We start from the raw sequence: 20,297 nt of genomic DNA, 5'->3' as shown, positions 1-20,297 counted from the left end.
GTGACCCTATGGAGCATCTGCACATGAAAACTCGTACTCAGCAAATCGAAGAATTAAACAAAGAGTGGACACAGCCGCGTTGGGAAGGCATTACCCGCCCGTATAGCGCGGAAGAAGTGGTGAAATTACGCGGTTCGGTCAACCCGGAATGTACCCTGGCGCAGCTTGGCGCGGCCAAAATGTGGCGGCTGCTGCACGGCGGCTCGAAGAAGGGCTATATCAACAGCCTTGGCGCGCTGACCGGTGGCCAGGCGCTGCAGCAGGCGAAGGCGGGGATCGAGGCGATTTATCTCTCCGGCTGGCAGGTCGCGGCGGATGCCAACCTGGCTTCCAGCATGTATCCGGATCAATCGCTGTACCCGGCGAACTCGGTGCCGGCGGTGGTGGATCGGATCAACAATACCTTCCGTCGCGCCGATCAGATCCAGTGGTCTGCCGGCATTGAATCCGACGATCCGCGCTATACCGACTATTTCCTGCCGATCGTGGCGGATGCTGAAGCCGGCTTCGGCGGCGTGCTGAATGCGTTTGAGCTGATGAAATCGATGATTGAGGCCGGTGCAGCGGCGGTTCACTTTGAAGATCAGCTGGCGTCGGTAAAGAAATGCGGCCATATGGGCGGCAAGGTGCTGGTTCCGACGCAGGAGGCTATCCAGAAACTGGTGGCCGCTCGCCTGGCGGCCGACGTCATGGGCGTACCGACGCTGGTCATCGCCCGAACTGACGCCGATGCTGCGGATCTGATCACCTCTGACTGCGATCCGTACGATCGCGAGTTTATTACCGGCGATCGCACCAGTGAAGGTTTTTTCCGCACTCATGCCGGCATTGAGCAGGCGATTAGCCGCGGCCTGGCCTATGCGCCGTACGCTGACCTCGTGTGGTGCGAAACGTCTAAGCCGGACCTTGAGCAGGCTAAGCGCTTTGCGGATGCTATTCACGCCCGCTTCCCGGGCAAGCTGCTGGCCTACAACTGCTCGCCGTCGTTTAACTGGAAGAAAAACCTCGATGACGCCACCATCGCTCGCTTCCAGCAGGCGCTCTCCGACATGGGCTACAAATATCAGTTCATTACCCTGGCGGGCATCCACAGCATGTGGTTCAACATGTTCGACCTCGCCCGCTCCTATGCGCAGGGTGAGGGGATGAAACACTACGTTGAGAAGGTGCAGCAGCCGGAGTTTGCTGCCGCCGCGGAGGGATACACCTTCGTTTCCCACCAGCAGGAGGTGGGCACCGGCTACTTCGATAAGGTGACCACCATTATCCAGGGCGGCGCTTCCTCAGTCACCGCGCTGACCGGCTCAACGGAAGAAGAGCAGTTCTGACTGTTTTCCCCCTCTCCCTGCCGGGGAGAGGGTTGGGTGAGGGGGAAGGTATGACGCGTGGCCTGGAACTACTGATTGCACAGACTATTTTGCAGGGCTTTGACGCCCAGTATGGCCGTTTTCTCGAAGTGACCTCGGGCGCGCAGCAGCGCTTTGAGCACGCCGACTGGCACGCGGTACAGCAGGCGATGAAGCAGCGTATTCACCTCTACGACCATCACGTCGGCCTGGTGGTTGAACAGCTGCGCTGTATTACCGAAGGCAAAAGTACCGACGCCGATTTTTTACTGCGGGTGAAAGAGCACTACACCCACCTGTTACCGGATTACCCTCGCTTCGAAATTGCGGAGAGCTTTTTCAATTCCGTCTATTGTCGGTTGTTTGACCACCGCTCGCTGACTCCCGAGCGGCTCTTTATTTTCAGCTCGCAGCCGGAGCGCAGCTTCCGCTCAATTCCCCGTCCGCTGGCGAAAACGTTTTTCCCCGAGCGCGGCTGGGAAACGCTATTAAGCAAGGTACTCTCCGATCTTCCCCTGCGGCTGGCATGGCAAAACAAAGCGCGGGATATCGGCTATATCACGGCCAGCCTGGTGGAGGCTCTCGGCAGCGAGATGCTCTCCCGCTCCCATCTGCAAATAGCCAACGAACTCTTTTATCGCAATAAGGCGGCCTGGCTGGTCGGCAAACTGGTGACGCCGGTGGCGACGCTGCCCTTTTTGCTGCCCGTCCATCGCAGCGATGAAGGCGAGCTGTTTATTGATGCCTGCCTGACCACCCACGCGGAGGCGAGTATCGTCTTTGGCTTCGCGCGCTCCTATTTTATGGTTTACGCCCCGCTGCCCGGGGCACTGGTTGAGTGGCTGCGCGAGATCCTGCCGGGGAAAACCACCGCCGAACTGTACATGGCGATTGGCTGCCAGAAGCACGCAAAAACGGAAAGCTACCGTGAATATCTGCACTATATTGCCCGCAGCGACGAGCAGTTTATCGAGGCGCCTGGCATCCGCGGCATGGTGATGCTGGTCTTTACTCTGCCGGGTTTCGACCGGGTATTTAAGGTCATCAAGGACCGCTTTGCACCGCAAAAGGAGATGACCGCCGCCCACGTCCGCGCCTGCTATCAGCTGGTTAAAGAGCACGATCGCGTCGGGCGCATGGCCGATACCCAGGAATTTGAAAACTTCGTGCTGGATAAGCGGCAAATCGCGCCGCAGCTGATGGCGCTGCTGCAGTCGGAAGCCGGAGCTAAAATTACCGACCTCGGGGAGAGGATTGCCATCAGCCATCTCTATATCGAGCGGCGGATGGTGCCGCTGAATATCTGGCTGGAGCAGGTCGACGGCCAGGCGCTGCGCGATGCGGTTGAGGAGTACGGCAACGCCATTCGCCAGCTGGCCGCCGCCAATATTTTCCCCGGCGACATGCTATTTAAGAACTTCGGCGTGACCCGCCATGGTCGGGTGGTGTTCTACGACTACGATGAGATTTGCTACATGACGGAGGTCAACTTCCGCGAGATCCCGCCGCCGCGCTATCCGGAAGATGAGCTGGCGAGCGAGCCGTGGTACAGCGTGTCGCCGGGGGACGTTTTCCCGGAAGAGTTCCGCCACTGGCTCTGCGCGGACCCGCGTATCGGGCCGCTGCTCGAGGAGATGCACGCCGATCTGCTGCGGGCCGACTACTGGCGCGAGCTGCAGACGCGCATCCGCAACGGCCACGTGGAGGATGTCTACGCCTACCGCCGCCGCCAGCGTTTTTGCGTCCGCTACGGCGCGATGCAGCAGGCGGGCTAGGTCAGGTGTAAAAGTAGCGCACCACGTGGAAGAATACCGGCGCGGCGAAGCAGAGGGAATCAATCCTGTCCATCATGCCGCCGTGCCCTTCCAGCATGGCGCCAAAGTCTTTCACTCCCCGATCGCGCTTGATAGCCGACATGCACAGGCCGCCCGCGAACCCCAGCAGGGTGATCAGCAGAGAGATGAAGAAGGCCTGAATCATGCTGAACGGCGTAACCCAGAACAGGGCCGCGCCCACCAGGCTGGCGCTCAGAATCCCGCCCACGAAGCCTTCCACCGTTTTGTTCGGGCTCAGCTTCGGCACGATAGGGCGCTTGCCCCACAGCTTGCCGAACACGTACTGCAGCACGTCAGAAATCTGCACGACGATCATCATGAACAGCACCAGCTTGATGTTTTCGCCGGCAAATCCCGGAATATCGATCATTAGCAGCGCCGGCGCATGGCTGACGCAGTACACCGCAATCATCAGGCTCCACTGAATCTTGGCGCTGCGCTCGAGGAAGTGGGTGGTATCGCTGGCCAGCGCGATGCGGGCGGGAATAAAGAGGAATGCATAAACCGGAATAAATATCACGAACAGGCTGTACCACTCGATCCCCACCAGCAGGTACTGCAGCGGGAGAATCACGAAAAAGCACCAGAACAGCGCCTCGTGGTCGCCCCGGCGGGTGGGGGTCAGAGTGACGCATTCGCGCAGCGCATAGAAGGACATCAGCGCGAACAAAATCACTGAGCCGATGGGGCCGATGAGCATGGCGAATACCGAGATGATGCACATGACCCACCAGGCGCGAATTCTGGCGTTGAGATTGGCGATGGTTTCGTTCTGTTTTCTGAGCGACAGCAGATAGCCAATCAGGCTTGCAATAACCAGCAGGGAAAACAGTCCCGCCAGCAGCAGCAGGAGCTGATGATCGATATTATGCATGGGATAGCGCCTCCAGCGCTGATTTCGCGCGGGCTAAAAACGCCGCTTTTGTTTCGCCTTCCGCCGGGCCATTCAGCGGTTCGCCGAAGGTGGCGCTGCAGATAATCGGTACCACCAGCCTGGAACCTTTCGGGAGCACCCGGTTCAGGTTTTCCAGCCAGACGGGCACCAGTCGAACGTCGGGGTGGCGCAGCATCAGGTGGTACAGGCCGCTTTTAAACTCGCCCAGCTCGTCGCCGCTGCCGCGCGTGCCCTCGGGGAAGAAAATGAGCGACTCGCTGTTTTCCAGCACGGCGACCAGCGGCGCGAGGGGATCTTCGCTCGGGGACGCCGCCCGCCCTTTACGCTCAATCAGCACCGCCCCGAAGATGCGGGAGGCCAGGTAGCGGCGCAGGCGGCTCTTTTTCCAGTAATCCGCGGCGGCAACGGGGTGGACGTTGTCGCGCATCGCGGTGGGCAGGCTGGCCCAGATCACCAGCCCGTCGAGATGGCTGCTGTGGTTGGCGAAGTAGAGCGTGGCCTGCCCTGGCTGCGGAGTGGCTTTCCAGCGCGATTTAATGCCCGTCAGCAGCCGGCATACGCTAACTAGCAGCGCCCGCACCAGCGTTTTATCCGGCGAAAAGCTCATGGTGATTCTCCTGCGTTAAGATCCTTGATAATGAGCCGCGCGCGGCTGATACAGGTAAAGAAGGCGCCGACCAGAATCAGCCATAGAACCGCCACAAAGCCCTGCTGGCTCCACTGCGGAAACGCGGCGGCCAGCACCGAGACCGCGGTCAGCAGCGCCATGCGATGCTGTTTGGCCATCGGTCCGCTGAAGCGCTGGGGCAGCCCGCAGGTGCCCCCGAGCAGGCGGATATAGGCGGTGGCGACCGCCAGCAGCGCGCAGCCCCAGCCGAGCGCGACCGCCGACGGATAAAGCGTCAGGCCGTAGCCTACGCCGAGCAGCAGCAGCGTGTCGGATACGCGATCGGGAAGTTCGTTATAGACGGCGCCAGCCGGGCTGCGCAGACCGCCCTCGACGGCGACCATCCCGTCAAGAAGGTTGCAGATTAACCGTCCCTGAATACCTACGGCGGCGGCGATAAAGAGGATCCGCTGGCCGATTTGATCTTCAACCCGCCACGCGGCCAGATAGCACAGGGCGGAGAGCGCGGCAAAGGCGATACTGAAGAGAGAGATACCGTTCGGCGTACAGCCTTTACGGCGTAGATACCGCGCGGCGGCGGTGGCCCAGCGAGTCTCGCGTGCCCGGATGGGGCGGCGATCCTGGATTTCCTTTTCCATAGTTGCGTGCTCATTTTTGTTTTAAGAGCACATATTATATACAGCTTTCGCGGAAATTAACGCATACCGCCGTAGGCCAGGATCATCTCGCTCGCGGTTCAGGGCAACGGCGCATCGGCGACGTCGATCAGCGCGAACTCCTCGTAAACCAGCTCCATCTCCGGCGACCAGCTCCCTTCACGCTCGAAGAAGGCCCGGTGAGCCTGCTGCCAGTAGCCCAGGCTCAAATCGCCTTCACCCTCCAGCGCGGCAAGATCCGCGGTCATCTCATTAAAGCGAATAATTCTGAGCGCCAGGGTGCGGATGACGCACGCCGGCTCGCCCGCTCCGTTGAGCACGATGTGCAACGAGCCCGGGGTCACCGGCGGATTTTCCTGGCGATAGCTGGCAAGCGAGCCGCAGGTGCCGCGCTTTTTGCCGGCGATAACCAGCGCCGCCAGCTCGTCGGCCAGCGCGGGGGAATCGCCAAATGACCAGCAGAAGGCGCCGGGATAGCGCTGCTGCCAAAGGGATTTCAGATCGCTCATCTTAGCGAACCCCGCCGTAGGCCAGGGTCACCTCTTTGGCGGCTTTAATCGCCAGCGCGCCGAGCTCGGTGACGCGATCGTCGGTCATCCGCGAGATGGGCCCGGAGATGGAGATTGCCGCAAACGGCTCGCGGTGCTCGTCATAGATGCAGGATGCGACGCAGCGCAGGCCCAGGGCATGCTCTTCGTCGTCGAAAGAATAGCCGCGCTTGCGCGTCTGGGCGAGGTCCTCTTTCAGATGCAGCGGCGATACCAGGGTGGCGTGGGTGTAGGCGTGCAGCCCTTTGCGGTGCAGAAGGCCGGTGACCTGCTCTTCGCTCAGCTGGGAAAGGAAGGCTTTACCCGCTCCGGAGGCGTGCATCGGCAGCTTGCCGCCAATCGGCGCCGACATGCGCATCAGCTGCGTACACTGCACCTGGTCGATGATAATCGCCTGGTGGTCGCCCTGATCCAGCACCGCCAGGTTGACCGTTTCGCCGGAGTCCTCCATCAGCTGGCGCAGAATAGGGTGCACGATGGCCAGCAGGTTGCGGCTTTGCAGAAAGCTGCTGCCGACCACAAAGGCGTGGGCGCCGACGGACCAGTGCCCGAGATCGCCCACCTGGCGCACGAAGCCCAGCTGCTGCATGGTCGTCAGCAGGCGGTGGGTTGTCGAGTTCGGCAGGCCGGCCTGCTGCGCCAGCTCGGTTAACGCGACGCTGCCGTGCGATTCAGAAATCCATTCGAGTAACTTTAGCCCACGGGTAAGCGACTGAACCTGTCCGCCAGCCTGAGGGGCGGCGGGCGTCGCGGGTTTTCTGCCGCGCTTTGCGGGAACGGGAGTGGCCATCGCAGATTCCTTTTTTCTGTATCGTGGAAATAGTTTTCGTTTTATTTGCCCATTTTGCAATCACAACCGGACTGATCGGATGAGTGAAGCTGAACATGTCTCATATTGCCCGCCGTTCCCTTTCCCGTCCCTGTGGTTTATGCCAGTATGGTTCGTTGAGTTTTTTGGTCTGGTTGAGCGTTGTCGGGAGCGAGTGTGAGCAGCAAAGTTGAGCAACTGCATCAGCAGTTAAAAAAACGTATTTTGGTTCTGGATGGGGGCATGGGCACCATGATCCAGGGCTATCGTCTGAGTGAAGAAGAGTTCCGCGGCGCGCGCTTTGCCGACTGGCCTTGCGACCTGAAAGGCAATAACGACCTGCTGGTGCTCAGCAGGCCGGACGCGATCCGTGCCATTCACGACGCCTATTTCGAGGCCGGCGCGGACATCATTGAGACCAACACCTTTAACTCGACGACGATCGCGATGGCGGATTACCAGATGGAATCCCTGTCGGCGGAAATCAACTTTGCCGCGGCGCGGCTGGCGCGCGCCAGCGCCGACGAGTGGACCGCCCGCACGCCGGAAAAGCCGCGCTTTGTCGCGGGAGTTCTCGGCCCGACTAACCGCACCGCCTCTATCTCTCCTGACGTTAACGACCCGGCCTACCGCAACATCACCTTCGACGGGCTGGTGGAAGCCTACCGTGAGTCAACGAAGGCGCTGGTGGAAGGGGGCGTCGACCTGATTATGATTGAGACGGTATTCGACACCCTCAACGCCAAAGCGGCAATCTTTGCGGTCAAAGAGGAGCTTGAGGCGCTGGGCGTCGATCTGCCGATCATGATTTCCGGCACCATCACCGATGCCTCCGGCCGTACGCTCTCCGGGCAAACGACCGAAGCCTTTTACAACTCGCTGCGCCACGCCGATGCGCTCACCTTCGGCCTCAACTGCGCCCTGGGTCCGGACGAGCTGCGCCAGTACGTGCAGGAGCTCTCGCGCATTGCCGAATGCTACGTCACCGCGCACCCCAATGCGGGCCTGCCGAACGCCTTTGGTGAATACGATCTGGATGCCGATACCATGGCCGCGCAAATTCGCGAATGGGCTGAATCCGGGTTCCTGAATATCGTCGGCGGCTGCTGCGGCACGACGCCGGAGCATATCGCGGCCATGTCGCGCGCCGTCGCCGGGCTGGCGCCGCGCGCGCTGCCGGAAATCCCGGTGGCCTGCCGCCTTGCCGGCCTCGAGCCGCTGAATATCGGCGACGACAGCCTGTTTGTTAACGTCGGCGAACGGACCAACGTGACCGGCTCTGCGAAGTTCAAGCGGCTGATTAAAGAAGAAAAATATAATGAAGCGCTGGACGTTGCCCGCCAGCAGGTCGAGAGCGGCGCGCAGATTATCGATATCAACATGGATGAGGGGATGCTCGACGCGGAAGCGGCGATGGTGCGTTTCCTCAACCTGATTGCCGGCGAGCCCGATATTGCCCGCGTGCCGATCATGATCGACTCCTCGAAGTGGGAAGTCATCGAAAAAGGCCTGAAGTGCATTCAGGGCAAAGGCATCGTCAACTCTATCTCAATGAAAGAGGGGATCGAGCCGTTTATCCATCACGCTAAAAAAGTGCGCCGCTACGGTGCCGCCGTGGTGGTGATGGCCTTCGACGAGCAGGGCCAGGCCGATACGCGCGCGCGCAAAATCGAGATTTGCCGCCGGGCGTACAAAATTCTGACCGAAGAGGTGGGCTTCCCGCCGGAAGATATTATCTTCGACCCCAATATCTTTGCGGTGGCGACCGGTATTGAAGAGCACAACAACTATGCGCAGGACTTTATCGGCGCCTGTGAAGATATCAAACGCGAGCTGCCGCATGCGCTGATTTCCGGCGGCGTCTCCAACGTCTCGTTCTCCTTCCGCGGCAACGATCCGGTACGCGAGGCGATTCACGCCGTCTTCCTCTACTACGCCATTCGTAACGGCATGGATATGGGGATTGTTAACGCCGGGCAGCTGGCGATTTATGACGACCTGCCCGCCGAGCTGCGCGATGCCGTCGAAGACGTGATCCTCAACCGTCACGCCGAGGGCACCGATCGCCTGCTGGAGCTGGCGGAAAAATATCGCGGCAGCAAAACGGACGACTCCGCCAACGCCCAACAGGCGGAATGGCGCAGCTGGGACGTTAAAAAGCGTCTTGAATACTCGCTGGTGAAAGGGATCACCGAATTTATTGAGCTGGACACCGAAGAGGCGCGTCAGCAGTCGACCCGCCCCATCGAGGTGATTGAAGGCCCGCTGATGGACGGCATGAACGTGGTGGGCGACCTGTTCGGCGAGGGCAAAATGTTCCTCCCGCAGGTGGTGAAATCGGCCCGCGTGATGAAGCAGGCGGTGGCCTATCTCGAGCCCTATATTGAGGCCAGCAAAGAGAAGGGTTCCAGCAACGGCAAGATGGTGATCGCCACCGTCAAAGGCGACGTGCACGACATCGGTAAAAACATCGTCGGCGTGGTGCTGCAGTGTAATAACTACGAAATCATCGATCTTGGGGTGATGGTTCCGGCGGATAAAATCCTCAAAACCGCCCGTGAAGTGAATGCCGACCTGATCGGCCTCTCCGGGCTGATCACCCCGTCGCTGGATGAAATGGTCAACGTGGCGAAAGAGATGGAGCGCCAGGGCTTTACCCTGCCGCTGCTGATTGGCGGTGCGACCACCTCCAAAGCGCATACGGCGGTAAAAATCGAGCAGAACTACAGCGGCCCGACGGTCTACGTGCAGAACGCCTCGCGTACCGTTGGCGTCGTGGCGGCGCTGCTTTCCGACACCCAGCGCGATGACTTCGTTGCCCGCACGCGTAAAGAGTACGAAACCGTGCGTATTCAGCATGGGCGCAAGAAGCCGCGCACTCCGCCGGTCACCCTGGAGGCCGCCCGGGATAACGACCTGGCGTTTGACTGGGAGAGCTATACGCCGCCGGTGGCCCATCGCCTCGGCGTGCAGGAGGTCGAAGCCAGCATCGAAACGCTGCGTAACTATATCGACTGGACGCCGTTCTTTATGACCTGGTCGCTGGCCGGGAAATACCCGCGCATCCTCGAGGATGACGTGGTGGGCGAAGAGGCGCAGCGGCTGTTTAAAGATGCCAACGACCTGCTGGATAAGCTGAGTGCCGAGAAGTCGCTGAACCCGCGCGGGGTGGTGGGGTTATTCCCGGCTAACCGCGTTGGTGACGACATCGAAATCTACCGCGACGAGACGCGCACCCACGTTCTGACCGTCAGCCATCACCTGCGCCAGCAGACCGAGAAGGTCGGATTTGCCAACTACTGCCTCGCCGATTTTGTCGCGCCGAAGCTGAGCGGCAAGGCCGACTATCTTGGCGCGTTCGCGGTGACCGGCGGGCTGGAAGAGGACGCGCTGGCCGAGGCCTTTGACGCTCAGCACGATGATTACAATAAAATCATGGTCAAAGCGATCGCCGATCGTCTGGCCGAAGCGTTTGCGGAATATCTGCACGAGCGGGTGCGTAAGGTTTACTGGGGCTATGCCGCGAACGAGAATCTGAGCAACGAGGAGCTGATCCGCGAGAACTATCAGGGGATTCGTCCGGCGCCGGGCTATCCGGCCTGCCCGGAGCACACCGAAAAAGGCGTGATCTGGGAGCTGCTGGACGTGGAGGCGCATACCGGCATGCAGCTGACCGAATCGTTCGCCATGTGGCCGGGCGCCTCGGTCTCCGGCTGGTACTTCAGCCATCCGGACAGCAAGTACTACGCGGTGGCGCAGATCCAGCGCGATCAGGTTGAGGATTACGCGCGGCGCAAAGGAATGACTCCTGAGGAAGTTGAGCGCTGGCTGGCGCCGAATCTGGGCTACGACGCGGACTAGACCGCAGTCTGTCACAAATCTGTCATCTTATCTTACAACTTACAGGGCGCTCCGAGGGCGCCCTGTCTCTTTATTGCGGCTAAACCCTTATACTGGAGTATTGATTCAGAACGCCCGGACTATGTAGCCCGGCTAAGCGTAGCGCCGCCGGGAGAATTCCCGACGGGGCTATCCGTCGTTATCCGTCGGGTAATAAGGAGAACAAGAATCCGTGTTAACTCTGCTGCACCTGCTTTCTGCCGTCGCCCTGCTGGTTTGGGGCACCCATATCGTTCGTACCGGGGTGATGCGCGTCTATGGCGCACGCCTGCGTTCCGTCCTCAGCAGTAGCGTCGAGAAAAAACCGCTCGCCTTCTGCGCCGGTATTGGCGTTACGGCTCTGGTCCAGAGCAGCAACGCGACCACCATGCTGGTCACCTCGTTTGTCGCCCAGGACCTGGTCGCGCTGGCCCCGGCGCTGGTGATTGTGCTGGGCGCCGACGTGGGGACCGCGCTGATGGCGAGGGTGCTGACCTTCGACCTCTCATGGCTCTCGCCGCTGCTGATTTTTATCGGCGTGATTTTCTTCCTTGGCCGCAAGCAGACCCGCGCGGGCCAGCTGGGACGGGTCGGTATCGGGCTGGGGCTGATTTTACTGGCGCTGGAGCTGATCGTGCAGGCGGTGCACCCCATCACCCAGGCCAACGGCGTGCAGGTGATATTCGCCTCGCTGACCGGCGATATCATGCTGGATGCGCTGATTGGCGCCATGTTCGCGATAGTGAGCTACTCCAGCCTCGCGGCGGTGCTGCTAACCGCCACGCTCACCTCCACCGGGGTGATTTCGTTCCCGGTCGCGCTGTGCCTGGTTATCGGCGCGAACCTCGGCTCCGGGATCCTGGCGATGATCAACAACAGCGCCGCCAACGCCGCCGCGCGCCGCGTTGCGCTGGGCAGCCTGCTGTTTAAGCTGGTGGGCAGCCTGATTATTCTGCCTTTTGTCCACCTGCTGGCGGATGCGATGCACAAGCTGCCTTTGCCGGAAGCGGAGCTGGTGATTTACTTCCACGTCTTCTACAACCTGATCCGCTGCGTGGCGATGGTGCCGTTCGCCGAGCCGATGGCCCGGCTCTGCCGGCGCCTGATTCAGGAAGAGCCCGAGCAGGACCTGCACCTGAAGCCGAAGCATCTGGATCCCTCGGCGCTGGATACGCCGGCCCTGGCGCTGGCCAACGCCGCGCGTGAGACGCTGCGCATTGGCGACGCCATGGAGCAGATGCTGGACGGCCTGCGCAAGGTGATGCACGGCGAGCCGCGGGAAGAGAAGGCGCTGCGTCGGCTGGCGGACGACATCAACGTGCTCTATACCGCTATCAAGCTCTATCTGGCGCGGATGCCGAAAGATGAGCTCGCCGAAGAGGAGTCACGCCGCTGGGCGGAGATTATCGAAATGGCGCTCAACCTCGAGCAGGCTTCCGATATCGTGGAGAGAATGGGCAGCGAAATCGCCGATAAGTCGCTGGCCGCGCGGCGGGCCTTCTCCGTTGAAGGGTTGAAGGAGCTCGACGGCCTGTACGATCAGCTGCTGAGTAACCTCCAGCTGGCGATGTCGGTCTTCTTCTCCAGCGACGTCCCGAGCGCCCGGCGCCTGCGCCGCAACAAGCATCGTTTCCGCATCATGAACCGCCGCTACGCGCACGCGCACGTCGACCGCCTGCACCAGCAGAACGTGCAGAGCATTGAAACCAGCTCGCTGCATCTGGGGCTGCTGGGCGATATGAAGCGTCTCAACTCGCTGTTCTGTTCGGTCGCCTACAGCGTGATGGAGCAGCCTGACGAAGATGACGAGCGGGATGATTATTAAGCGCTAAGGCCGCGCCGGCCGCAGCGCCCCGGTGAAATCCCGCAGGCGCTGCGCAAGCCTGGCCCGCTCCCCGCCGGGGAGAGGGGAAGGCGGTTAAAACCGGTGGCCGGCGGCGACGGAAGCCGCGTCTTTTCCGGCAGTAAACACCAGCGTCGGGTTTGGGCCACCGAGGGTGGCGTGACCGCCGGCAACCTGAATCCAGTTCCCTTCCGGTAAACCAATAATCACCAGCTCCGGCGCCACCACCAGCAGCTCGCGGATCCGCTGTTCGCGGGTTTCGCCCTGGTGTCCTTCCGGCAGGGCGTTGGTGAAGTGGGGGTTAATCTGCAGCGGGAACAGCCCCAGGGCGTCAAACCCCTGCGGGTCAACGATCGGCATATCGTTGGTGGTGCGGATGGTCGGGCAGGCGAGATTGGCGCCGGCGCTCCAGCCGATATACAGCGCGCCGCGCCTGACCACGTCAACGATTGGCGCCAGCAGGCCGCGCGTGCGGCACTCTTTGAGCAGCTGGAAGGTATTACCGCCGCCGACGATGACCACGTCGGCGGTCTCAATCGCCGCGATGGGATCCGCGACGCTGTGAATGCCCGTGACGCTCACGCCCAGAGGGGCAAAGACCGCGGCGGTTTTTGCCGTGTAATCATCCCAGGTCTGCGTGACGCCGGCGAAAGGGATAAACACCGCCGAACGGCGGCCGTTCAGCTGCCCGGAAATGACCGGCAGCGCATGTTCCAGCCATGCCTTGCCGGGCAGGGTTGAGTTACTCAGTAGCAGTAGTTCCATCTTTTCTCCGTGATAACCACCTTCATTCAGGCCGTTTGCGCGGCGGCAGAGCCGCAAAACGCGCCGCTGCGCCTGAACGTCTATGGTCTGGCCATAATGACAAAGTCGGCTGGCGATCCTACCACCGCTTGCCCCTGCGCTCGCTGACGTGGCTCACGATGTTGTCAGGTTGCGGTACGCCACGCTGCCGCAACCTGCGCATCACGACCCGGCTATATCCGGGCGATTTAGCCCGCGCGGGCAAACGCCGCCGCTTCGTTAACCAGCGCCTCGTCCGGGCGCACGCCGGTGTACAGCACAAACTGCTCTACCGCCTGTAGGGCAATCACCTCCGCGCCGCTGATGGTGCGTTTTTCCAGCCGCTGCGCCAGGCGGATCAGCGGCGTCTCCGGCGGCAGGGCCACCACGTCGAACACCACGTCAGCACCCTCCACCATGGCCTGGCTGAAGGCCAGCGTCTCGGCGTACTCTCCGCCCGCCATGCCGAGAGGGGTGACGTTGACCAGGATAGCCGCCGCGATCCCCTCAGGCTGCGGCTGCCACTGGAAGCCGTACTGTTTTGCCAGCGCCAGGCCGCTATCGCGATTGCGGGCGGCGATAATGACATCGCGGAAGCCAGCGTCGCGAAACGCGGCGATGACCGCCTTCGCCATGCCGCCGCTGCCCTGAATCATCACCTTCGCCGTGCGCGGCAGACTGTGGCTGTCGATCAGGCTTTTCACCGCGATATAGTCGGTGTTGAGGCCGGTCAGCCTGCCGCTATCGTTGACGATGGTATTGACTGAATCAATCACCTTTGCAGAAGGGTCGATAGCGTCGAGAAACGGCATGCAGCTCTCTTTGAACGGCATGGATACCGCGCAGCCGCGAATGCCCAACGCCCGAACGCCCCGCACCGCCGCCGCAATATCCTGCGTCGTAAAGGCTTTGTAGATGTAGTTTAGCCCCAGCTTTTCATAGAGGTAGTTATGAAAACGGGTGCCGAAGTTGCCCGGGCGGCTGGCCAGCGACATGCAGAGCTGAGTATCGCGATTAATCATGGGTAATATCCTCCGCGTGGGCCAGCAGATACTGCTCGGCTTCGCCGGACCAGATCCCGTTATGGCGCTCCATAATTGCCGCCAGCGCCGGATCGGCAATGCTGCCCAGCGGCGTCAGCGGGATCGATTTTCCGGTATAAACCAGCTTCTTGCCGCCGCCGACGGCCGGTAAATCGAGGGTGGTTTCGCCCGCAGCGTTGAGCCCAAGAATATGGGTTACCACCTTCGCCGTCTGCACCTTTTTCTCCTGCATCAGCGCCACGGCGGCGCGCATATCGTCAGTGTTGCCCCCGGAGGTGCCGACGTAGTGGGTAAAGGCGTAGTGGACGTCGTAAAAGTTAACCGGCGCGCTAAACTGTTTATCCTGCGGGCCGGCGAAGAAGTTCAGGCAGCCGTCTGCGGCCAGCAGCGAGGAGGCCAGGGTAATCAGCTCCTCTTTCGGTACGAAAACGAAAATATCGTCAAACCCGTGGCCGCCGGTCAGCGCCATCAGCGTCTCCCGACTGGCGTCATGGCCGTCGAGGTAGTGGATCAGGGTTTGCGGCTCTGAAGGATAGTGCCGACGGGCGTAGCTCAGCTTGGGCTTATTGGTGTCGGTGACTACCAGCAGAGAGGGGTTGATCGGGCCGTGCAGGGCATAGTCAATGGCCAGCAGGCCCATCGGGCCGGTGCCGCCGAGGATCAGGGTGCGCCCCTGCGGCCGGATGCCCATCGTATGGTTATAGGTGCCTTCCTGCAGGTGATAGTTGGCGTTGAAGGCGCCAATAACGCAGGAGAGCGGCTCGACCAGCGAGCCTTCAAACCAGGTATCGCCCTCCCAGGGGAGCAGGCAGTCCTGGGTCATCACCTCGTCGGGGATCACCACGTGGGTGGCTTCGCCGCCGATCCACTGGAAGGAGTAGCCGGGACAATCCGGGCGATCCGGCAGCTGCAGGTTGGCCTGAATCACGTAGCGCTGGCCGGGGTGGAATTTGTGCTGCCACTTTTTGCCGACCGCGAGGATTTCGCCGCAAAACTCATGCCCGATGACGATCGGATTGAGCGCAACGTCGTCCGGGACCTTTTTGTGGTCTTCGCCCTGATTGGCCTCTTTCCATGAGGAGAGACACAGGCTGTCGGTGACCACCCGGGCGAGAATCTCATCATCCCCCATCGGCGGGAGTTCGAAAGTTTCCAGACGCAGATCGCGTTTACCATACAGACGTAGAGCCGTAGTTTTCATGTTTACCACCTCATCCCCTTACTCTTGCGGGGTTAGTTTATTGAAGCCGCCCCGACGGCAGCGCCGGGGCGAAAGATCAGGACAGGAAGCCCAGCGCGTTACCGATAATCCCGAGGCCGAACAGGGCGAAGATGAGCCAGACCGGGTTCACCTTCTTATTGAGCAGGCGCACCATCAGCAGGGTCAGCCCCAGCGCCAGCAGGCCCGGGCAAAGCTGGTCGAGGATGTTCTGTACGGTCATGGTGACGGTGGCGCCGTCAGCGCCCGGGGTTTGGGAAACCACCAGCGGCACGTTGATGGTGGTCCACTTCGTCACCAGCACGCCCATCACAAACAGGCCGAGGATTGAGGCGCCTTCGGTGAGTTTTTGCAGCAGGTTGCCGCCCATATCGCTGACGATATTGACCCCTTTACGGAAGCCAAGCTGCAGCCCGTACCACTTCATAGCCAGACGTACTGCGTTGAAAATAAAGAAGAACAGCAGCGGGCCAAGAATATTGCCGGAGAGCGCCAGCGAGGCGCCGAGCGCGGCGGTAATCGGGCGCAGGGTTCCCCAGACCAGCGGGTCGCCGACCCCCGCCAGCGGCCCCATCAGCCCGACCTTGATGCCGTTAATCGCGCCATCGTCAATCGCCGCGCCGTTGGCGCGCGCCTCTTCCATCGCGGCGGTGACGCCCAGCACCGGTCCGCAAACCGCGGGCGTGGTATTAAAGAACACCAGGTGGCGCTTGAGGGCCGCAACCTGATCCTCCTTCAGCGGGTAGAGGCGTTTGATCGCCGGGATCATGTCGTAGCAAAATCCCAGGCCATGAATACGTTCGAAGTTAAAAGAGGCCTGCTGCAGGTTGGAGCGCAGAAACATGCTAACCAGGTCGCCTTGCGTGAGTTTTTTCTGTTCCATGGTCGGCTCCATTAGTCGTCAAGTTGGTCAAGGGCGGTGGAAGAGGCGGCGCTAGCCTGGGGTTCAGGCTTGCGCCACTGCGGATTGAGCTGGATATAGATCAGCGCGATGATGACCCCCACGCCGCCGAAGGCCAGCAGGCTAAAGTTGAGGTAACCGCCGGCAAGAAAACCAAGGAAAAAGAAGGGCATCAGATATTTCACGCCCATCATGCGCAGGACCATGGCGTAGCCGACCACGACGATAAAACCGCCGGCAATTTGCAGACCGCGGGTAACGAACTCCGGAATGGCATTCAGCATGCTGCTAACCATATCGGCGCTGACGAACATCGACACCACCAGCGCCGGAATGGCGACGCGTAATGCCTGAACGCCAAGCGCCGAGACGTGCAGCAGATCGATGGTGCGAAAGCGGGCCTCTTCGGCGGCTTTATCCGCCGCGTGCTGGAAGACCACCGTAATGGTGCGGGCAAAGACGGTCAGCACCTGTCCGGCTGCGGCAACCGGCAGCGCGATGGCGATACCGGTCGCGATGCTTTGATGGCCGACGATGACTAAAATGGCCGAAATGATGCTGGCTAAGGCTGAATCCGGAGACTGCGCCGCGCCGACGTTCATCCAGCCGAGGGCGATCAGCTCCAGCGTGCCCCCGAGCATAATTCCGGTTTTTAAATCACCGAGAATCAGACCAATCACCGTACAGGCGATTAACGGGCGGTGCGTCTGGAATTCATCCAGCACGCTGCCCATTCCGGCAATACAGGAAAAAATAAATATGGCTATTATTTGTAGGGTACTAATTTCCATAATTATAACCTTTAAAGTGTAGGGAACCCTGCCTGTTACGGCACATACCGGTCACGTGGTTATTTATGCTGACGGTGATTTATTTATTTTTCGCCGCAACGCCTGCGCCACGGAGGGTAGTAAACAGGCGTTCTTTATTCTGTAACGGACTGCTGAGCGAGCTTGTCGAGAATATTAATGGATGGATCGGAGGCCACCACGCGTAAATCCAGAATAACCCCGATCTGGTCCAGCTGGCGAAATGCATCGATATCCGTTTGATCTAATGAAACGGCTTTAGTGAGCTGTTTCTTGCCCGGTCGCCAGGCCATGCCGCCGATATTTAGCGTGGCTATTTTGACCCCTTGCTGCACCATCGTTAAAACATCTTGCGGATTGGTAAATAAATAAAAAACGGATTCATTTTGATATTGCGGATTATGATAAACGGCAACCGCTTTTTCGAGATTCACGACGTTAACCTTCATCCCCGGCGGCGCGGCCTGGCGGAGCAGAGTCCGGCGCACTTCGTCGTTATAAACATCGTCGTTGCAGATAATAATGCGCTGAGCGTTGGCCACTTTGGACCAGACGGTGGTCACCTGGCCGTGGATCAGCCGGTCATCGATGCGGGCGAGCGTAATGTTCATCAGAAATCCTCCTCAACGGTTTGCGGGAGCCGCCAGACCACGCAGCACTGGCTGGCAATCGCGGTCAAATGGTCGCACAGGGCGTCGGCGCTCATGGCCTGCTGGTTATCCACCAGCTCCAGCGCCAGCGGTAAAGAGAGGCCGCTGATCACCCGCAGCAGCGGGTTTTTCATTGCCAGCCCTGCCGCGGCATTCCACGGGCTGCCGCACTGTAAATCGACGGCAATCAGCCACTCATCATTGCTGTGAGTGCTTACTAACTCTTCCAGCTTAGCGGCGATGTCGCCGGCATTTTCTCCCGGGACAAACTCCACGGCGCTGACGTTGACGTCGCCATAGACCATACGAACGGAGTCCAGCATGGCGCAGGCAAGCTGGCCGTGAGCGCAAAAAATAGCGTTGACCATAGGATCTCCTTAACCGCGGGTTTTACCGCCAGCGATGTTAGTGGTTACTCCGGTTATATAGCTCGCGCGCTCTGAAAGCAGGTAGCAAACGTAGTCCGCAACCTCGCTCAGGCGCCCGGAGCGGCCGATGGGAATGGCGTTTTTGCTATAGCCCTCGCGCAGCTGTTCAACGCTGATGCTGCGGGTCCAGGCCAGCGCTTCTTCATACTCCGGCGTGCGCAGCCCGGTTTTTTCCAGAATGCCCGGCGCGACGCCCACCACGCGGATACCGTGTTTGCCCAGCTCCTTCGACCATGAGCGGGTGAAGCTATTCAGCGCCGCCTTGGTGGCCGCATAGCAGCTCTGGCCCTCAGAGCCTTCCAGCCCGCTTTCTGACGAGACGTTAACGATCGCCCCTTCGCGCTGCTTCACCATCTGCCGGGCGACCGCCTGGGACATTAAAAAGACGCCTTTTTGGTTAATGTTGACCATTTTCTCAAAGGCCGCTTCGTTCAGCTCATAGCGGCCGGCGGGCGCCTTTTCATCCACTAACAGGCGGGGGAAATTAACCCCGGCGTTATTCACCAGGCCGTCAATACGTCCGCAGCGCTGAATAATTTGCTCGACGCTGTGGTTCACCTCGTCGGCGCGGGAAATATCGGTGGGCCAGAACCTATAGTTCTCACCGTTACGATATTTATCGCCGCCGTGAATATCCGTCATTTGCACGTTGGCACCTTGCTCAATTAATTCATCGACGATGGCCAGGCCGATTCCGGAGGCGCCGCCGGTGACAATAATTATTTTATCTTTGAGGTTTAGCCATGTTTTCATTATCGTCTTCTCGTTATTTAGATAAAGGGAGTCCGCGCAGCGCGGGCTGCGGGAATGGATATTATTATTTTATTTCAACAATAGCTCAGCCGTTTCTCGGTTAGTCACCAGACAATTAATGTAGCCGCCGTTCAGGGCACCGAGGATCCCGCTATATTTTTCTTCGCCGATGGCGATGCCCACCGAATAGCGCGCGTGCTTGAGCCTGGCGATATCAATAGAGAGCGTTTTTTCATTCATATTAGTTTCAACGATCCCGCCGTTAATATCGTAAAAGCGCGAGCAAATATCGCCGGCGACGTGGCGGGCGTTGAGATCGTCGCTCTCTTCGCTGCCGTAAAATGCGTGCCAGTTCGCGCCGTCGCGGATTGCCGGTGAGCCGATCCCTACCAGCGCAACATCCAGATTGTCCCAGTAGGATGAGATGGTCTGAAAGTGCCTGGACTGCATGATACCGTTGCGGATCAGGGTATTTTCCAGCAGCGCCGGGAAGTCGGCGAGGTGCGACTCGGCCTTCAGCTTCGCCGCCGCGCTATAGGTCAGGGTATTGACGTGGTAGCGGCTCTCCAGCTTACCGGAGGGGCCGCCGATAATCGGCACGCAGATCGCCTGGCGCGACTGGCTGGCCTGCGGTAGGGTTTCGACCAGCGCCCGCACCGCTCGTCCCCAGGAAAAGCCGATGATATCGCCGGGCTCCAGCAGCCGATCGACCAACTGAGCGCCATGCTGACCGACGGTATTGAGCTGGTCCTCCTCCTGCGCCGAGCTGCAGGAAGCCACCACCGCTTCCTTGAGGGCAAATTTTTGCTTCAGCTGCTGCTCCAGCCACAGGTTTTCGTTGTAGTCATAGTTGATGGCGATAGTGACGATACCCTGCTCGCGGCCGCGTTTTAGCAGACGGCTGATCGTGGTGCGGTAAATACCCAGCTCGCGGGCGATCTGTGCCTGGGTCATGTCCTGCTCGTAGTAGAGCTGGGCAATTTTCACGATTAAGCGGATATCGTCGCTATTTTCGGTGGTCATCTGCGGGCTCCTGCACATTTGTGCAAATCACGTTGTTGCTGCCTTGATCTGATATAACCCCATCAACGGCCGACTACAAAGCAATTTTCCCCCATTTCATTGCGCGATGTCGGGCGTTTATATTGCACATTTGATTGTCAGCCCGCCGGCTGACGGCACCTTTGTGCCAGATTACCTAATCGCTTGATTCTGTTTATTTTCGCCGGACAAAATTGCAGAGGGTTCCGCTGGACACTTTTGTGTCGAAAGA

Annotated in this window: 18 protein-coding genes; 4 read left to right on the top strand and 14 right to left on the bottom strand. The window is 60.0% G+C overall.

From position 1 onward, the window contains the following. Window positions 1-23: 23 nt before the first annotated feature. A complete protein-coding gene (aceA, locus tag MMW58_RS27300) occupies window positions 24-1,328 on the top strand; it encodes an isocitrate lyase (RefSeq protein ID WP_095104812.1) in 1,305 nt (434 codons plus the stop codon). Window positions 1,329-1,378: 50 nt separating this feature from the next. Next, complete coding sequence (aceK, locus tag MMW58_RS27295) at window positions 1,379-3,121, top strand: bifunctional isocitrate dehydrogenase kinase/phosphatase (protein ID WP_241722493.1); 1,743 nt, start codon at window positions 1,379-1,381, stop codon at window positions 3,119-3,121. Between the two features lies 1 nt (window position 3,122). On the opposite strand, the gene MMW58_RS27290 is transcribed toward aceK, so the two are convergent. From MMW58_RS27290 to iclR, 5 genes are all read right to left on the bottom strand, one after another. Continuing rightward, a complete protein-coding gene (locus tag MMW58_RS27290) occupies window positions 3,123-4,055 on the bottom strand; it encodes a phosphatidate cytidylyltransferase (RefSeq protein ID WP_045853487.1) in 933 nt (310 codons plus the stop codon). Beyond that, entirely contained in the window at window positions 4,048-4,683 is a 636-nt protein-coding gene (locus MMW58_RS27285) for a lysophospholipid acyltransferase family protein (protein ID WP_133601270.1), read from the bottom strand. Before MMW58_RS27285 ends, MMW58_RS27290 begins: the two co-directional genes overlap by 8 nt. After that, entirely contained in the window at window positions 4,680-5,342 is a 663-nt protein-coding gene (locus MMW58_RS27280; protein ID WP_045853485.1) for a CDP-alcohol phosphatidyltransferase family protein, read from the bottom strand. Before MMW58_RS27280 ends, MMW58_RS27285 begins: the two co-directional genes overlap by 4 nt. A gap of 98 nt (window positions 5,343-5,440) precedes the next feature. Then, on the bottom strand, window positions 5,441-5,860 hold the full coding sequence (locus MMW58_RS27275; RefSeq protein ID WP_159237628.1) for an ASCH domain-containing protein: 420 nt from the start codon (window positions 5,858-5,860) through the stop codon (window positions 5,441-5,443). 10 nt (window positions 5,861-5,870) lie between these two features. Then, window positions 5,871-6,698 carry a glyoxylate bypass operon transcriptional repressor IclR gene (gene iclR, locus MMW58_RS27270; RefSeq protein ID WP_045853483.1) on the bottom strand — a complete coding sequence of 276 codons (828 nt, stop codon included), beginning with the start codon at window positions 6,696-6,698 and terminating at the stop codon, window positions 5,871-5,873. A gap of 195 nt (window positions 6,699-6,893) precedes the next feature. On the opposite strand from iclR, the gene metH reads away from it, so the two are divergent. Then, window positions 6,894-10,577, top strand: a complete 3,684-nt coding sequence (metH, locus tag MMW58_RS27265; protein ID WP_133601269.1) for a methionine synthase — start codon at window positions 6,894-6,896, stop codon at window positions 10,575-10,577. Between the two features lie 211 nt (window positions 10,578-10,788). After that, a complete protein-coding gene (locus MMW58_RS27260; protein ID WP_133601268.1) occupies window positions 10,789-12,420 on the top strand; it encodes a Na/Pi cotransporter family protein in 1,632 nt (543 codons plus the stop codon). Between the two features lie 93 nt (window positions 12,421-12,513). On the opposite strand, the gene pepE is transcribed toward MMW58_RS27260, so the two are convergent. The 9 genes from pepE to MMW58_RS27215 form a co-directional block, all read right to left on the bottom strand. Beyond that, window positions 12,514-13,203 (bottom strand): dipeptidase PepE, encoded by a 690-nt coding sequence (pepE, locus tag MMW58_RS27255; protein ID WP_241722492.1) that lies wholly within the window; start codon window positions 13,201-13,203, stop codon window positions 12,514-12,516. A 227-nt stretch (window positions 13,204-13,430) separates the two neighbouring features. Further along, on the bottom strand, window positions 13,431-14,243 hold the full coding sequence (locus tag MMW58_RS27250; RefSeq protein WP_241722491.1) for a shikimate 5-dehydrogenase: 813 nt from the start codon (window positions 14,241-14,243) through the stop codon (window positions 13,431-13,433). Continuing rightward, window positions 14,236-15,465, bottom strand: coding sequence for an L-sorbose 1-phosphate reductase (gene sorE, locus MMW58_RS27245; RefSeq protein WP_241722490.1), 1,230 nt, complete (start codon window positions 15,463-15,465; stop codon window positions 14,236-14,238). The genes MMW58_RS27250 and sorE overlap by 8 nt, the downstream gene beginning before the upstream one ends. 76 nt (window positions 15,466-15,541) lie before the next feature. After that, window positions 15,542-16,366, bottom strand: coding sequence for a PTS system mannose/fructose/sorbose family transporter subunit IID (locus tag MMW58_RS27240; protein WP_041143571.1), 825 nt, complete (start codon window positions 16,364-16,366; stop codon window positions 15,542-15,544). Window positions 16,367-16,377: 11 nt separating this feature from the next. Next, complete coding sequence (locus MMW58_RS27235) at window positions 16,378-17,175, bottom strand: PTS mannose/fructose/sorbose transporter subunit IIC (RefSeq protein ID WP_241722489.1); 798 nt, start codon at window positions 17,173-17,175, stop codon at window positions 16,378-16,380. 134 nt (window positions 17,176-17,309) lie between these two features. Next, window positions 17,310-17,804 (bottom strand): PTS sugar transporter subunit IIB, encoded by a 495-nt coding sequence (locus tag MMW58_RS27230; protein ID WP_241722488.1) that lies wholly within the window; start codon window positions 17,802-17,804, stop codon window positions 17,310-17,312. Next, window positions 17,804-18,211 (bottom strand): mannose/fructose/sorbose PTS transporter subunit IIA, encoded by a 408-nt coding sequence (locus MMW58_RS27225; RefSeq protein ID WP_133601264.1) that lies wholly within the window; start codon window positions 18,209-18,211, stop codon window positions 17,804-17,806. Before MMW58_RS27225 ends, MMW58_RS27230 begins: the two co-directional genes overlap by 1 nt. Window positions 18,212-18,220: 9 nt before the next feature. Further along, on the bottom strand, window positions 18,221-19,024 hold the full coding sequence (locus MMW58_RS27220) for an SDR family oxidoreductase (RefSeq protein WP_241722487.1): 804 nt from the start codon (window positions 19,022-19,024) through the stop codon (window positions 18,221-18,223). A 69-nt stretch (window positions 19,025-19,093) separates the two neighbouring features. Then, window positions 19,094-20,047 (bottom strand): sugar-binding transcriptional regulator, encoded by a 954-nt coding sequence (locus MMW58_RS27215; protein WP_133601262.1) that lies wholly within the window; start codon window positions 20,045-20,047, stop codon window positions 19,094-19,096. Between the last annotated feature and the right edge of the window lie 250 nt (window positions 20,048-20,297).

The organism is Klebsiella sp. HC6 (assembly GCF_022605325.1).
Taxonomy (GTDB): Bacteria; Pseudomonadota; Gammaproteobacteria; order Enterobacterales; family Enterobacteriaceae; genus Klebsiella; species Klebsiella terrigena.
The sequence above is the reverse complement of the archived record's forward strand: the minus strand, read 5'-3'. Positions and strand labels throughout refer to the sequence as shown.